This is a genomic window from Chitinophaga pollutisoli, assembly GCF_038396755.1.
Lineage (GTDB): Bacteria > Bacteroidota > Bacteroidia > Chitinophagales > Chitinophagaceae > Chitinophaga > Chitinophaga pollutisoli.
Map to the genome: position 1 here is coordinate 5,467,443 of NZ_CP149822.1, position 16,655 is coordinate 5,484,097.

Consider the following 16,655-nt stretch of genomic DNA (forward strand, 5'->3'; position numbering starts at 1 on the left):
CCAAAGATCGGACAAATAGCGCCGGTGATAACAATCCACGTGAGGAATGGAACTGTCAACCATTAGATAAGCATTAAGACATGCATCAACTGCCTATTACAGACCTGGCGGTAATCGGAGCGTATTTGCTCGGTATGATTCTGATCGGCGTATATTTTTCAAGAAAGAATAAAAACGCGGCACAATTCACGACAGCATCAGGCACCATCCCCGGATGGGCGCTCGGCCTTTCGCTGTACGCCACATTCCTGAGCAGCAATACTTTCCTGGGCGTACCGGGAAAATCGTTCGGCGGCAACTGGAACGCTTTTGTTTTCAGCCTGTCGATGGTGCCCGCCGCCTGGATCTCCGCGCGGTATTTCGTTCCGTTTTACCGCAGCAGCGGCGAAGTGAGCGCATACACCCACCTGGAGCACCGCTTCGGGCCATGGGCACGGACCTACGCCATGATCTGCTTCATCCTCACGCAACTCGCGCGGATGGGCTCCATCTTCTTCGGCGTGGCGCTCGCGCTGCAGGCGCTCACCGGGCTGGATATGCGCACCATCATGGCCGTCACCGGTATCTGCATCATCATCTATACCGTTCTCGGCGGCATGGAAGCCGTGATCTGGACGGAGGTGTTGCAGGGCCTCATTAAAACCGCCGGCGCCATCGTGATATTATGGCTGGTGATTGACGGGATGAAAGGCGGTGTAGGCGATATTTTCAGCATCGGCGCTTCCGATGGGAAGTTCTCCCTCGGCAGCCTGAGCCTCTCCGATTTCAGCAGCTCCACCGCATGGGTGGTGTTCCTGTATGGATTTTTCATCAATCTCAACAACTTCGGCATGGACCAGAACTACGTACAACGCTATCACGCCGCCCGCAGCCAGAAAGAGGCCGCACGGAGCATCTGGCTGTGCGTGTACTGGTACCTGCCCGTCAGCGCCGTGTTCTTCTTTATCGGCACCGCGCTATACGCTTACTTTTTGCAACATCCCGAAATGCTGGATGCTGTGCGGCAACAGGCTGCTACCGAAAGGGGCGTGGCCGCCGCGTCGCTCACGCCGGCCGATTACGGCGATAAGATATTGCCGTATTTCATGGTGCAAAAAGTACCGGCGGGATTACTGGGGCTAATCATCGCCGCGATCCTTTCCGCCGCCATGAGCACCCTCAGCAGCGGGATGAACAGCTCCGCCACGGTGTTTTTGAAAGACATCTGGCAGCGATACGTTCGCCCGAACCCTTCGCCGAAGGAGGAGATGAAAGTATTGCACCTGGCTACGGTGGTCACAGGCATCCTGGCGATCTTTTTCGGTATCGCCATGATAGGTGTGAAAAGCATACTGGATGTGTGGTGGGAGCTTTCCGGCATCTTCGCAGGCGGTATGCTGGGGCTCTTTTTGCTGGGGATCATTTCCAAAGCGAAGAACGCCGCGGCCGTGGCGGCGACCATCACCGGCATCGTCATCATCCTGTGGATGAGCCTGTCCAAATACCTGCCGGCAGACCTGGAGTATCTCCGCAGCCCGCTTCATATCAATATGGTAATCGTGGTGGGCACGCTGTCGATATTCCTGGCGGGACTGCTCTTTTCACGGATGCAGCAACGACTTCAATCTCAATCATAAAAAACCCTGTTTGTTATGCAAAAGAAATTTGTACCGGTGATGATTACCCCTTTCAACCTGAAAGCGCGGATCGACTTGGATATGGTGGAGCACCTGATCGATTTTTACCTGGAGGCAGGCGTGAAAGGCTTTTTCGCCAATTGCCTTTCTTCGGAGATGTACAGCATCAGTGAAGACGAGCGCCTGGAACTGACACGCCATGTTGTCAACTATGTAAACGGCCGCGTGCCGGTGGTGGCCACGGGCTCCTTCGGGCTTACCATCCCCGACAAGGCGCAGTTCATCCGCAATATCCATGCAACCGGTGTGGATGCGGTGATCATGATTACGGGGCATTTCGCGAATGTGGACGAACCGGATTCCGTGCTGATCGACCGTTTTCATCAAATGTTCGACCTCACGGGCGATATTCCCCTGGGATTATACGAGTGCCCGGCTCCTTATAAAAGGGTGCTGCCGGCCGATGTGCTGAAAACCCTGCTGGCTTCCAACCGGCTGATCTATCATAAAGACACGAGCTGCGAGGTGGAAAGCGTACGGGAGAAATTGTCGGTCATCGACGTGCCGAAATTCGAATTCTATGACGCGCATACGCCCAATGCCGTGGAATCCCTGCGGATGGGCGCGGCGGGGATGTCGTCCATCTCCGGCAACTTTTACCCGGAAATCCTCGTGTGGCTCTGCAATAACGCCAACGACCCCTCGAAGGCGGACGACGTGGCCTGGATACAGGAGGAGCTTCGCCGCGTGGATCCCCTCATCCACATTGCGTATCCCATGAGCGCAAAATATTTCCTCCAGCTCCGCGGCATCCCCGTGCGCACCATCAGCCGCGCGCATGTGCTGGAACTGACCCCCCAGCAAAAGGAAACGCTCCAGGGCATCCACCGCGATTTCAAAGGATGGTGCCAGCGCCTGGGGATCCGGGAAGCGGCTACTTCCCACGCGTTCTGAAGAATTAATTAATGGTTATATAATGGAGATAGGTTGACAAGGCAGCGAAGGGTGATGTAGATTGCATTTCTGATCCTTATTCCTAAATTGCGCTTTATGAATACCGGCACCGTTTATCCGCAGCACGACGACAGGTTTCTCTGGGACCGCCTCCGCGAAGGCGACAGGGAGGCCTTCGGCGAAATCTACCGGCGGTATTTTCCCCCGTTATTCCGTTATTGCAGCCGTTTTACGCAGGATGCCGGCCTGGTGAAAGATACCTTGCAGGATTTCTTCACCGACCTTTACCTCCGCCGGCAGACTTTGCAAACGCCCGAAAAGCCGAAAAGCTACCTCCTGGTCTCCGTCCGCCGGAAACTGGTGCGCGCCCTGGGAAAAGCCCCCGGTCCCGCGCGCTGCCGGAAGACGAAGCGCACGACTTCTCCCTGGAACTCTCCCCTGAAAGCTACCTGATCAGCCGGCAGTCCACCGCACTGGCGGAGCGCCACATCCAGCAAACCCTGGACCGCCTCACGCTCCGCCAGAAGGAAGCGGTATACCTCCGTTTCTACGAAAGCCTGTCTTACGACGAGATCGCCGAGATTATGCAGCTCAAAGCTGTAAAGTACGCCCGTACCCTCGTTTACCGTGCCCTTACCGAACTGAAACCTTTGCTGGCGGGGGCGGAAACGCTGCTGTACAGCCGGTAGCAAAATATTTTAAAAAAAGGTCCTTTTCCCTGAGGGTATTTCCTCGCTTGTACGCCTCCTTCCTATGTACAAGGCTTAATTATGTCATATCAAGATTACGATGCGGCGGACTTTGCGGCGGATGCTTCTTTCCAGTCGTGGGTGCAGCGGACCGATGAGGCGGCTGCCCGCTTTTGGGAGCAATTTGCAGCAGCACATCCCGAAAAAAGGGAAGCGTTGCGTGAGGCGCAGATGATGGTCCGCTCGCTCCGGTTTCATACCATAACAGTTGACCCGGCCGATATGGATGCTGTGAAAGCCGCCATCGACGGCGCACTGGATGCGGAAGACCGTAAAAAAACCGGTGGCTCCCGATCCGTAGGATGCTCATTGGAACAGCGGCGGCAGCAGCGGTGATCACCGCGATCCTCGTGATGAGGGGTCAGGCTGGCGCTGAAATGCTCACCCTCCGGACAGGTTTCGGGGAAACCACCACGCTGAAATTGCACGACGGCACGGAGGTTTGGCTCAACGCGAATTCCTCTGTCAGTTATCCCCGCCGCTGGAAAAGCGGGGATGTGCGCACTGTGGAGTTGCAGGGGGAAGCGTTCTTTAAAGTGAAGCATGCTCCGGAAGGATTGCATCCCAGGTTTGTGGTGCATACCGCCCTCACGGATGTGGAAGTGACCGGCACGGCGTTTAACGTTTACCATCGGCACGATTCCGCCGCCATCGCCCTGGAGGAAGGAAGCGTGATAGCGGGAGGGAAGCACATGCGGCCCGGCGACCTGCTCCAGCAAAGCGCCCGCGGTACCACGCTCACCCAATCGCCAGATGGCGGCTTCTCCGCCTGGATGGAAAAGCGCATGGTGATCAGGGACGGCACACTGGCCACGGTGGCCCTGCGGATGGAAGACATTTACGGTAAAAGCATACGCTTCGGAAAGCCTTCGCTGGCGTCGCTGCCTTTTACCGGATCGGCAGCCATGGATCAGCCGGAATTATTGCTGAAAGCGGTGTGCACGGTGCACAACCTGAAGATGCGGGAAGAAGACGATACCATCATTCTCGAATAAAGATCTTTAAAACTTACACTTATGCAAAAGAGCTTTACGAAGCTTTGCGCGGTGCTATGCATCCTGCTTGCATGCGCGGAATCGCGCGCACAGGACGCCATGGTGCGGGGGAACGACGCCCGCCGCCATGCCGGCATGATTTCCCTCAAGGAAATGTTCACCGCACTCGAAAACAAACTGCAAGTGGCCTTCAGCTACTCCGCCGACCAGGTGGAGGGCAAATGGGTGGCCGACCGCTTTGCACGCATCCCTGCCGCCCAGCTCGATGATCAGCTGGTCAAAGCCCTCGCGCCCGCAGGCCTCCAGGCCGTGCGCATCTCCCAGCGCGATTACGCCATCCGCACCGTTGCGGTTGCCACAGGCGCGAAAACCGTAGACATGCAGGTGACAGGCCTGGTTACCGACGACCAGAACCAGCCGCTGCCGGGTGTGAGCGTGCATGAAAAAGGCACCTCCAACGGTACCGCCACCAATGCACAGGGCCGCTACACTATCCGTGTGGCCGGCTCATCGTCTGTCCTCGTTTTCCGCTCCGTGGGTTTCGCGACCCAGGAGAAAGCGGTTGGGAGGGGAGAAGTGAATGTAACGATGGCGCCGGACGTGAAGGAACTGAGCAGCGTGGTGGTAACGGCGCTCGGTATCAAACGCGAGGAAAAAGCCCTCGGCTATTCCATCGCTACGCTGAAAGGCGATCAGGTGGCTACCGTGAAAGAAGTGAACGTGGCCAACGCGCTCTCCGGTAAAGTAGCCGGCGTGAACGTGCGCCAGGTATCATCCGATCCCGGTGCTTCCGTATTCGTGAATATCCGGGGCCAACGTACCCTGGGGACCGATAACTCCCCGCTGTATGTAGTGGATGGTGTGCCCATCGCTGGCGGCGTCCGCGCTCCGAAAGAGCCCGTAGGCCGTGGTGTGGTGGATTATGGCAGCCCCATTTCCGACATCAACCCCGATGATATCGCTACCGTTACAGTCCTCAAAGGCGCCAGCGCTTCCGCGCTGTACGGCACCCGGGCACTCAACGGGGTGATCCTCATCACCACTAAATCCGGTTCCGGCGCCAAGAAAGGCCTCGGCGTTTCCGTGAACTCTTCGGCCATGTTCGACAAAGCCTGGCTGTTCCCGCAGTTCCAGAATGATTTCGGCTCCGGCAACCGCCCAGGCTCCAACGAAACGATCTCCACCGCTTCCTGGGGCCCGCGCCTCAACATCGGCACCAAGCATATTCAGTGGGACAGCCCCCTCGATGGCAATGGCGACCGCATCCCCACCGACTGGGTTTCCTATCCCGACCGGCATAAAGATTTTTACGAGACGGGTTCTACCCTTACCAATAACATCGCCATCACCGGCGCCAACAACGAAGGGGATTTCCGCCTGTCATACACCAATCTCAAAAACAGCGGCATCGTTCCCAATACCGACCTCGACCGTAATACCCTCAACCTCGCGGCGGGTTACAAGCTGAGCCCGAAGATCCGGATCAGCACGAACGTGGGGTATACCAAGAACCACAGTAACAACAGGCCCACGCACAACCGCGAAAGCGCCAGCAACATCGTATACACCACCACGCCCAACGTCGATATCAATAAACTGCGCAATTACTGGGTGCCTGGTAAGGAGGGCATCGAGCAATATTCTCATGTGCCCGGTTCCGTGGATAATCCCTTCTTCGTGGCGTATGAATTCATCAACGGTTACAACCGCGACCGCATCATGGGGAATGTGGAATTGAACATCGAACTGATGAAGGGCCTTACCCTGATGGGCCGCACCGCCATGGATAACTACAACGAAGCCCGCGAGAGCAAACGCCCCTTTGGCGCCGTGCGCACCAAAAGAGGCGCATACTCCTACGAAACGGAGCGCCTGCAGGAAATCAACGCGGACTTCCTCCTGTCTTATCGCAAAGACATCAACCAGGACCTGAATTTCAACGTGTCTGCCGGTATGAACCGGATGCACCGGAAGTTCAAATCTGCTTTCCAGAGCGCCAACGCTTTGTCGGTTCCCGGCATTTTCAGCATCAAGAACGCCGCGGCAGGTTCTGTTACCAACGATATGTTTGAATGGGAGCAGCGCATCAACAGCGTGTATGGAATGGGGCAGCTCGCGTACCGCAATTACCTCTTCCTCGACGTGACCGCACGTAACGACTGGGCCAGCACGCTGCCGGCGGATAATGGTTCTTATTTCTATCCTTCCGTTTCGCTGGGCTGGGTGCTGAGCGATATGCTGAAGATCAATTCCGGTCCCGTATCCTTCCTGAAGCTCCGTGCCAACTGGGCGCAGGTAGGTGGTGAGCCCGGTGTGATGCAGCTGTTCAATACCTTTAATTTCAGCGCAGACTGGGGGGAGTACAAACGCGCCGTCCAGGATGCTGTCCTGAAGAACAACCGCCTGAAGCCCTATATTTCCACATCTACCGAAATGGGTGCGGATATGCGCTTCTTCAACGGCCGCCTCGGTCTGGATGTCAGCTGGTATAATTCCGAGACAGTGAACCAGACGATGAGGATCGGCACTACGATGGCTTCCGGCTACAGCACCAAGGTGATCAACGCCGGGCGCATCCGGAACCGCGGTATCGAAGCCACGATCACCGGCACACCCGTGAAAGGAACGTTCCAGTGGGATGTAAGCGCCAACTTCACCCGCAATAAGAATACGGTACTGGAGCTGGGCGAAGGGATGGAAGCCTACCAGCTCGGCAGCTCCGAAGGCGTAAACTACGAAGCGCGTGTGGGCGAAGACCTCGGAAACATGTATGCCCGCAGTTGGGCGACCGTACCGGAAGGCCCGCATAAAGGCGAACCGCTCATTACCGATGGTGGTGAATATGAACGCGTGAGCGTTTGGACCAAAATCGGCAACTTCAACCCCGATTTCATGGTAGGTTTCAACAACACCTTCAGCTACAAAGGATTTGCGTTGAACGTGCTGGTAGATTGGCGCCAGGGGGGTATGTTCCACAGTTATGTGGCCAAGAACCTCCTCAGCGACGGCCGCACCAAAACCACCCTGCCCGGCCGCGACGCGGCTACCGGCGGACTGGAATGGACCGACGGCTCCGGTGAAAAACGCACCGACGGTAATATCCTCTACGGCTACTACCTTGATGATGCCACAGGCGAATACAAACTCAACGACAAAATCCTGGAACCGGAAGCCTATTACGGCGCGTACTACTGGGATTTCCTCAGCCGCTCCACTTTCGATGCATCGTATGTGAAGCTTCGCGAAGCATCGCTCACATATATTTTCCCGAAGAAGATGCTGGGCAAGCTGCCGGTGCATAACCTCAGCCTATCGCTGATTGGCCGCAACCTCTTCACCTGGACCGCCGCCGATATGGGGTATGATCCCGAAACGGCAATGACGATCTCCGGCAGCGGAATCGGACAGGGCGTAGGCAGCTGGTCGCTCCCTTACACCCGTTCCTTCGGCGCCAAACTTGGATTTAATTTCTAAACTGCAAATCAACGGTTATGCAACGCATACGTTTTAAATACCTCGCCTTTGCCGCCATGCTGATGCTCGGCGCCTGCGGCAAAGACATCGACAAATTCAATGAAGACAAGAACGGCGCGGAGTACATCAACCCGGAATACCTGCTGTCGTCCGTCATCCTCTCCACCGCTGCAGATTACCAGCGGGACGCGTATATGGACAAGCCCGCATCCGCCGGCCGTTACATCACCATGGTGCGCAATGAAGGGAACGACAAGTTCAACTGGGGCCCGCAGAGCTGGGACGGCATTTACAGCCGGCTGTCGTATAACAAGAGCCTGTTCGAGATGATCGAACACTTCGACAAGCCGGAATATCTTCCATATGCCCGGATCATGCGCGCATTCAACTTCGCGTATCTGACGGATCTTTTCGGCGATGTGCCCTATTCCCAGGCGCTGACTTCCAAGACGGACGGCAACATCCGCCCGGAATACGACCGCCAGGAAACGATTTACCCCGACCTGCTGAAGGAACTCCGCGAAGCTAACGATCAACTAGCTGCGCAGACCCGCGATATCGATAAAAGCCAGGACGGCCTTTATCAGGCCAATCCCTTGAAATGGCGTAAGTTCGCCAACTCGCTCCGCCTTCGCCTCCTGCTGCGCATGTCCAAAAACTACCCGGCGGCGTTCACCGAAATGCAGGCCATCGTCGCTGATAAAGCGAAATATCCCATTTTCGAATCCAATGCCGATAATGCCGACGTGCAGTACGCGGGATCGCAGAAAGACAACAGCTGGCCCGGCGGAACCATGGCCAATGCGTATGAGGAATTCGACAAACGCAAGCCCAGCAAGGAAATCATCGATGCGCTCTACGCCCGCAACGACCCGCGCCTCCAGGCCTGGTTCACCGTGGTGAAGACCCGTGGTACCACCGATAACCGGGAGTACGTAGGCGTTCCCAACGCCATCCAGGCGCCATACGATTATAACGGCGGGTACGACTATATTTCCCGGCTCGATTCCATGTTCAATGCAGACAAGGGCGCCAAAATCCCCGCTTCGCTCATGACATATGCCGAAGTTTGTTTTATCCTCGCAGAAGCTGCGCAGGCCGGTAAGATCACGGTAACGGGCAAAACCGCAGAGTCGCTGTACTACGACGGTATCCGTGCCAACATGCAGTTTTACGGCGTGCTCGCCGATGCGGAAGCCGCCGATTACTTCGACCAGGCTATCGTTAAATACAACGGCACCCTCGAACAGCTGATCAACCAGAAATGGATCGCCATGTTCCTGAAAGGATGTGAAGGCTGGTTCGACCACCGGCGCACCGGTTTCCCGAAATTCGTACTGGGCCCGCTGTCGTCTTCGCAAACATTGCCTAAACGTTATATGTACCCTGACAGTGAAACCAGGACCAACCCGGACGCATACAAACGTGCAGTGGCTGTTTTCGGGGAAGACAAACAAACGACCCTGATGTGGTATCTCAAGTAAACTATCTATGAATATATACTCTGCAGGCAGGTGGCTTCTCGCCACCTGCTTTTTAATCCAGCATGCCAGCGCCCAGCAGGCCCGGCCCGACAGGATCGTGCTCAACGTAACCGCTGATCCCGCACGTTCCGCCGCCGTTACCTGGCGCACTAACGCCGCTACAGACAGCAGTTACGCCGAAATCGCCCCCGCCACGCCCAACCCTGCCTTCACCGGCAAGGCGCAGCGCCTGCCGGCCGCTACCACCGCGAAATTGTACGATTCCCTCGATGTGAGGTACCACTCGGTGGTGTTCGAAAACCTCCAGCCCGAAACCGAATACGCATACCGCGTCGGGAAGGGTGATGACTGGAGCGAATGGTTCGAGTTCCGCACCGCCGGCCTCCCCGGCCAGCCGTTCTCCTTCATCTACCTCGGCGACGCACAAACGAACCTGCTGTCGCTCTGGTCCAGGGCCATCCGCAAAGCATGGGCCGCCGCGCCGGATGCGCGGCTGATCATTCATGCCGGCGACCTCGTGAACCGTGGCAATAACTACAACGAATGGCAGCAATGGTTCGAAGCGGGCAGTTTCATCCACGCTTCGATCCCCGGGCTTATGACGCCCGGCAACCACGAATATCATTACCCGAACGACAGCGGCCAGGTATCCGTATTCTGGCGGCCGCAGTTCACCCTGCCGGAAAACGGGCCCGCAGGACTGGAAGAAACCTGCTACTACACCGATGTGCAGGGCGTCCGGTTCATTTCCCTCAATTCCCAGGAAATCGAAATCAACGAAAGGCTCCTCCACCTGCAACGCGAATGGCTGGAGAAAGTACTGAAGGAAAATAAATCCCGCTGGACGATCGTCACCTTCCATCACCCCGTTCTTTCCACCAAAAAGAACCGCGACAATAAATTCGTCCGCGAACACATCAAGCCGCTGCTGGACAAATACGGCGTGGACCTCGTGCTCACCGGGCACGACCACACCTACGCCCGTGGCCGGGACGGCAACCAGGGACCGGTGTACGCCGTGTCGGTCAGCGGACCGAAAATGTATGAAGTGGACCCTGCACCCTGGATGGCGAAAACGGGTTCCCACCAGCAGTTTTACCAGGTCATCCGTATAGATGGTAATACGTTGCACTATAATTCTTACACTGTGGACGGCCAGTTGCACGACGCATTCCAATTGCGTAAGCAAACCGGCCGCCAGAATGCGCTGACGAATCTGAAGAAGCCATGAGACAAATCCTGTTGATGCTCTTGCTGTTTCCGCACGTCTGCCTGGCTATCCGTAATACGCCGGGTGGACTGTGGAGGCAGGCCGCCATCGTTTGCAAGCCCGGGCATATCGCCGGCACCGTTTTGCAGGAGGAATTATTCCGCCGCACGGGGCAGCGGTGGCCGCTCGTACACCAGTTGCCCGCTACCGGGGATGCGGTGGTGATGGAAGAGCGCGCCATGGCGCCGGAATCTTATGCCATCCGTTCGGAGAACGGGAATGGCAGGAAGATCCTCCGCATCGATGGATCGCCGGAAAGAGGGCTGATCTATGGGGCCGGGCGGCTGCTGCGGATGATGGAATGGCGGAAAGGATCCGTGACGTGGCCGCTTTCGGTGGATGAATCGGCGACGCCGCACAAGGCGCTGCGCGGGCACCAGATCGGTTACCGCAACCTCGCCAACTCTTACGACGGGTGGTCGCCCGCGCAATACGACCAATATATCCGCGAACAGGTGATTTTCGGCGCCAACAGCATAGAAGCGATTCCGTTTATGCCGGCTTCCCCGCATTTCACGGTTTCGTCGCGGGAGATGACGAAGAGGATGTCGGAAAGCTGTCAGCGGTATGATGCTGATTTTTGGGTATGGACGCCGGCTACCTTCGACCTGAAAGACGATGCGAAAAGAAAACATTTCCTCCTGCAATTCGATACCCTTTTCCGGGAAAGCCCGCGCCTCGACGCGATCTTCTTTCCCGGCGGCGATCCGGGCAGCAATCCCCCGGAGCTGGTGATCCCGCTGCTGGAGGAACTGGCCGCACCGTTGAAAAGGCATCACCCGAAGGCCGGCATCTGGTTGTCGCTCCAGGGCTTCGAGCCGGAGCAATGCCGCTATGTTTACGACTATATCCGCAGCCGGAAGCCGCAATGGCTGGCCGGGCTGGTAGTGGGGCCGGGGAGTCCTTCGCCTGAAGATACCCGCGCCGCCATTTCGCGTGATTACCAACTGCGCCATTACCCGGATATCACGCACACGGTGCGTTGCGACTTCCCCGTATCGTGGTGGGACCCGGCTTTCGCATTCACCCTGGGCCGTGAGCCCGTTAACCCCCAACCGTATTATTATTCCGCGGCCTACCGCGCCATCGAGCCCTATATCGACGGCTTCATCGGTTACTCCGACGGCGCCCACGATGATCTGAACAAGATGGTCTGGAACCTCCTGGGCTGGGACCCGCAGGCCGATCCCCGCGAAACCGTACGCCAGTATTCGGCCTTCTTCTTCGGGGCGGTTGTCCGTGAAGCCGCGGCAGACGGCATACTGGCGCTGGAAAAAAACTGGCAGGGCCCGATTATCGAAAACGGGAGCATCACCGCCACGCTGAGCCACTGGCAAAAGCTGGAAGCAGCCGCGCCGGCATTGAAAGGCAACTGGCGCTGGCAGATGCTGTTGCTCAGGGCTTACTACGACGCTTACACGCGCTTGCGCCAGGAGCGGGAAGACGCACTGGAGAAAGCCGCCTGCAAGGCTTTGCTGGCCGGTCCGCAGGCTATCGGCGAGGCGGAGCGCATTCTGCGGATGGCGGATTCCTGCGTGATGCCGGCCTGGCGGAATAAGATCGTTTCCCTTTGCGACGCGCTCTTCCGCTCGGTGGCCTTGCAAACGAGCGTTGCAAAATACAAAGCCTCCGGCGCCGAAAGGGGCGTTGTGCTGGATTTCGTGGACCGCCCGCTCAACAACCGCTGGTGGCTGGAGGATCAGTTCAAACGCATACGTACACTGCCGCCGGCGGAACAGCGCCTCGCCATCGATACCATCGCCCGTTGGGAAGATCCCGGTCCGGGTAGTTTTTATGACGATGTAGGGCATGTGGGCAAGAGCCCGCACGTGGTGCGGGGCGAAGACCTCAACACCGATCTGCTCATGCGCCGCAGCGATAATCCGGGCTTCGACTGGTGGGATGGGGGGATGAGCCGCAAGCGGTTGTCGTGGATGACGAGCATGCGCTGGCCCACTGCCATGCGCTACGAACGCCTCGATACCACTGCGCAATACACTGTCAGGATCACGGGCGTGGGCGAAAGCCTGCTGCGTGTGAACGGGCAGCGGCTGGAAGCGACGGTGTATGGAAAAGGGATCGGGGAGATGAAGGAATTCCCCGTGCCAACAACCCTTAGCCAAACCGGAACGCTCACCCTTACCTGGGATGCCATCGACGAAGAGCACCTCAACTGGCGGCAGCATTCCCGCGTCGCGGAGGTGTGGCTGATAAAACGTTAAAACAAAGCAACCAAAATGCATAAAATCCTATTTTGCCTCCTGGCAATTTCAGCACCCGCATGGGCTTCAGGGCCGGATGAACCTTTCTTCCAACCCGTTTCCGAAAAATTCCCGCTGCCGCAGGGCATCCATCCCATCAAATTACTGACCGACTATAACAACACCGTGCACGTATTGGCAAAAGAAGGCCTCTATTACCTGGCCGGAGATAAAGTGGCCCGCGACGTGCGCTTCCGTCCGCTCGCGGATAAAGTGCCGGCAGACGTCACCGTGCAGGAAACCCACGGGCACCTGTACTACCTGCTGGCCGACAAGCTCATCACCAACGGATACGCCGGCGTGCCCTACGTTACATTCCCCGCCAACACCTACGACCGCGCGGTGGTCAACGCCGCCGGCAATGCTTTATTGTCTGGCAGGGGGAAGATGGCCGTTACGGACGGGAAGAACGTGCAGCCCATCGCCGCGCCGGAAGAAGGCGTGAGCGAACTTTTTGTGAACGATGGCATTTTCTACGCCCTCACGCCCCGTGCATTGTACCGCGTGGCCGGCGGGCAGCTGCAACGCCTGCATACCGGGAAAGACGTGCGCACCGTGGCTTTTAAAGGGAACGATATCGTATTGGGGACACCTGAAGGCTACTATGCCATCCGCCGTGAGAACGGCGATACCGCGCTTGCCTTGCAGCGCAAAGTGCCGGTGCCTTCCGTGGCCCGGCTCATGGTGACCGGCGGTAAAATTTGGGCCGGCACCCCGCAGGGCGCTTTTACGGAGAACGGATCGGGGGGATACCGTTACTTCGCGTCGAAGCGCTGGCTCGACCAGGATGAGGTAAAGGATTTGTCGGCCGACCAGGATGGCAACGTCTGGATCCTCACATCCTCGGGCCTTAACAAGATCGCATTCCGCAGGCATTCCCTGGCCGACAAAACCGATTATTTTCAGCGCAAAATCCGCTTGCGGCATATCCGCTACGGATTCATCGCCAACATCCACCTGCTCACACCCGGCGACGTCACCACCGCACAAATGGCCGATACCGATAACGACGGCCTCTGGTCCGCCTTCTACCTGGGCAGCCAGGCTTTCCGCTACGGCACCACCCGCGAGCCCGAAGCCAAACGCTACGCCTGGGAAGCGTTCGAAGCATTCGAAAGGATATTGTCTGTGAACCAGCTCAAAGGGTTTCCCAGCCGTACTTTCGAGCGGAAAGGGTATAAGAATTCGGACCCTGAGCGCTGGCGCGATTCGCCCGATCCGGAATGGGAATGGAAGGGGCATACCAGCTCAGATGAGTTTGTGGCGTATATCTGGATCGCGGCGGTGCTGAACGAGATGGTAGCCGAGTCGGCCGCCGAGAAGCAGCGGGTGGCGGCGTTCATGGACAAGATCATGACGCATATCATCGACAATAAGTGGTACCTCGTCGACATCGACAACAAGCCCACCCTTTGGGGCCGCTGGAACCCGGAATACATCAACTGGTATCCCGAAACCATCGGCGACCGCCGCCTGGGCAGCACCACCATCGTGGCGGGCCTGCAATTGGCGTATTCCCTCACCGGGAAGGAAAAATACAGGACGGAAGCGATGAAATTGCTCAATAAACATCACTATCTTCAGAACATCCAGATCGATTACCGCAAGATCGCGCCCACCAAAGGCTATATCCACGACGGCATCGATATGGGCAACGGCGGCTGGAACCATTCTGATGACGAAATGGCCTTCCTGACTTATTGGGTGTTGTACAAATACGCGTTCACCGACGATCTGAAGAAAGCCTATGCCGGCGCCATCCGCAACCACTGGGAAATGGAGCGCCCCGAGAAGAACGCGGTTTGGAACCTTATCACCAAAGGCACTTCCGGCGATTTCGACGAAGAAGCCACGATGTGGTTCCTGCGTACGTTCCCGATGGATATGGTGCGGTGGACAATTCGCAATTCGCACCGGAAGGATCTCACCTTCCTGCCGGAAAATTTCCGCGGCCAGACCACCGAAACCCTCATTCCGCTGGATGAGCAGCCTGTGCACCGCCACAACGCCAATGCTTTCAACCTGGATGGCGGCGATGGCGGCAAGTCCGAACTGGCGGGAGACGAGTACCTGCTGCCGTATTGGATGGCGCGCTATCTCAAAGTGATTGAATAAATAACAACACATGATACAGTTTTTCTTCCGCCGCGCATTGCCGGCAATGGCCATCGCCCTGATGCTGGCCCCGGCCGTGCAGGCGCAGACGCCGCCCCGCCCGAAGATCGTGGTGGGGATGATGGTGGACCAGATGCGTTGGGATTTCCTGTACCGCTACGCCGGACGTTATGGCCAGGGCGGGTTTAAAAGGCTCCTGCGCGAAGGGTTCCGGTGTGAGCAAACGTACATTGATTATGCCCCCACGGTAACCGCCTGCGGCCATACCTCCGTGTATACCGGCAGCGTGCCGGCCATTCACGGGATTATGGACAACGGCTGGTATAGCCGCGAACTGGGCAGGGACGTGTATTGCACGGAAGACAGCACCGTTCGCCCCGTGGGGATCGTTTCCGAAAAAGGCGGCATGTCGCCCAGGAATATGCTGACCACTACGGTTACCGACGAACTGCGCATGGCCACGCAATATCAGAGCAAAGTAGTAGGAGTGGCGCTGAAGGACAGGGGCTCCATCCTCCCCGCGGGCCACGCCGCCAATGCGGCTTTCTGGTACGACGGCAGCTCCGGCAGCTGGATCACCAGCACCTACTACATGCAGGAACTGCCTGACTGGGCGAAGCGATACAACGCCGCGAAGCGCCCGGAAAAGCTGCTCGCCGGCGGATGGGAAACGATGTACCCCATCGCCACTTACAAGCTCAGCGAAGCGGACGATAAAAACTACGAAAACAAGTTCAAACACGAATCCGCGCCGGTATTCCCGCACCGCTTCGCCGGGCAGGAAAATGGTTCTATCCGTTCCACACCTTTCGGCAATACACTCACATTCGAATTTGCGAAAGCCGCCATCGAAGGGTACGGGCTGGGCGCCGGCAAGGCAACCGACTTCCTCGCCGTGAGCTTCTCCTCGCCTGATGCGGTAGGCCATCAGTTTGGCCCCAACTCCATCGAAACGGAGGACGTGTACCTCCGGCTCGATAAAGACCTGGCGGATTTCTTCTCCTACCTCGACACCCGTTTCGGGAAAGGCAACTGGCTGTACTTCATCACCGCGGATCACGGTGTTTCGCATTCTCCCGGTTACCTGGAAGAGCACCGCCTGCCCACCGGAACACTGGATGGCAGTGGGATTGTTAAGTCGCTGAACGCCGAACTGGAGAAAATGTATGGGGTGAAGAACGCCATCATGGCCACGGCGGCTGACCAGCTCTACTTGGATCGCCCTGGCTTCGCAGCGAAAAACGCCGATATGAAACAGGTATCCGATCACATCATCAGCCGCCTGCGCTCCGTTCCTGAAATTTCCGATGCCATCTACCTTCCTGAAATCGGCAAAGCCGGATTGCACCAGCCGCTGCAGACCATGCTGCAAAACGGCTACAATCGCAAGCGCGGCGGAGACATCGTTATCGTCATGAACTCCGGTGTGAAGAACGGCAGCCGAAACGGCGCCACACACGGGCTTTGGTACCCTTACGATTCCCACATTCCTTTGGTATGGATGGGCTGGGGCATCAAAAGCGGCGGCCGCAGCTACCGCACGATGGGCATGACCGACATCGCGCCCACCATCGCAGCCCTTCTCAACATCCAGGTGCCGAGCGGCAACATCGGGCACGTGATCGGGGAAGCCATCCGGGAGGATAAGCCGTAACATGATTTTATCCAATTTAGCCACAGCCCGCGGAACCTCCCTTCCCGCGGGCTTTCTTAATTGCGGAAGTGTTATTCGCATAA

Annotated in this window: 12 protein-coding genes; all 12 read left to right on the plus strand. The window is 57.4% G+C overall.

Annotated elements, in window-relative coordinates; all coding sequences use genetic code 11:
* Positions 1-80: 80 nt before the first annotated feature.
* Positions 81-1,616 (plus strand): sodium:solute symporter, encoded by a 1,536-nt coding sequence (locus tag WJU16_RS23360; protein ID WP_341835770.1) that lies wholly within the window; start codon positions 81-83, stop codon positions 1,614-1,616.
* 15 nt (positions 1,617-1,631) lie between these two features.
* Complete coding sequence (locus tag WJU16_RS23365; RefSeq protein WP_341835771.1) at positions 1,632-2,570, plus strand: dihydrodipicolinate synthase family protein; 939 nt, start codon at positions 1,632-1,634, stop codon at positions 2,568-2,570.
* 96 nt (positions 2,571-2,666) lie between these two features.
* The gene (locus WJU16_RS23370) at positions 2,667-3,023 is read left to right on the plus strand and encodes a sigma factor (protein ID WP_341835772.1); all 357 of its coding nucleotides are present in this window, start codon (positions 2,667-2,669) and stop codon (positions 3,021-3,023) included.
* A 47-nt stretch (positions 3,024-3,070) separates the two neighbouring features.
* Entirely contained in the window at positions 3,071-3,259 is a 189-nt protein-coding gene (locus WJU16_RS23375; RefSeq protein WP_341838687.1) for a sigma factor-like helix-turn-helix DNA-binding protein, read from the plus strand.
* 81 nt (positions 3,260-3,340) lie between these two features.
* Positions 3,341-3,655 carry a hypothetical protein gene (locus tag WJU16_RS23380; RefSeq protein ID WP_341835773.1) on the plus strand — a complete coding sequence of 105 codons (315 nt, stop codon included), beginning with the start codon at positions 3,341-3,343 and terminating at the stop codon, positions 3,653-3,655.
* Positions 3,622-4,314, plus strand: coding sequence for a FecR domain-containing protein (locus WJU16_RS23385; protein WP_341835774.1), 693 nt, complete (start codon positions 3,622-3,624; stop codon positions 4,312-4,314). Before WJU16_RS23380 ends, WJU16_RS23385 begins: the two co-directional genes overlap by 34 nt.
* A gap of 21 nt (positions 4,315-4,335) precedes the next feature.
* Positions 4,336-7,788, plus strand: a complete 3,453-nt coding sequence (locus tag WJU16_RS23390) for a SusC/RagA family TonB-linked outer membrane protein (protein WP_341835775.1) — start codon at positions 4,336-4,338, stop codon at positions 7,786-7,788.
* Positions 7,789-7,805: 17 nt separating this feature from the next.
* Positions 7,806-9,272 (plus strand): SusD/RagB family nutrient-binding outer membrane lipoprotein, encoded by a 1,467-nt coding sequence (locus WJU16_RS23395; protein ID WP_341835776.1) that lies wholly within the window; start codon positions 7,806-7,808, stop codon positions 9,270-9,272.
* A 7-nt stretch (positions 9,273-9,279) separates the two neighbouring features.
* Positions 9,280-10,503, plus strand: coding sequence for a metallophosphoesterase family protein (locus WJU16_RS23400; RefSeq protein WP_341835777.1), 1,224 nt, complete (start codon positions 9,280-9,282; stop codon positions 10,501-10,503).
* Entirely contained in the window at positions 10,500-12,764 is a 2,265-nt protein-coding gene (locus WJU16_RS23405) for a hypothetical protein (protein WP_341835778.1), read from the plus strand. The genes WJU16_RS23400 and WJU16_RS23405 overlap by 4 nt, the downstream gene beginning before the upstream one ends.
* A gap of 15 nt (positions 12,765-12,779) precedes the next feature.
* Positions 12,780-14,918: a hypothetical protein gene (locus WJU16_RS23410; RefSeq protein WP_341835779.1), complete on the plus strand. Its 2,139-nt coding sequence runs from the start codon at positions 12,780-12,782 to the stop codon at positions 14,916-14,918.
* 10 nt (positions 14,919-14,928) lie between these two features.
* Positions 14,929-16,572 (plus strand): alkaline phosphatase PafA, encoded by a 1,644-nt coding sequence (gene pafA / locus WJU16_RS23415; protein WP_341835780.1) that lies wholly within the window; start codon positions 14,929-14,931, stop codon positions 16,570-16,572.
* Positions 16,573-16,655: the final 83 nt, after the last annotated feature.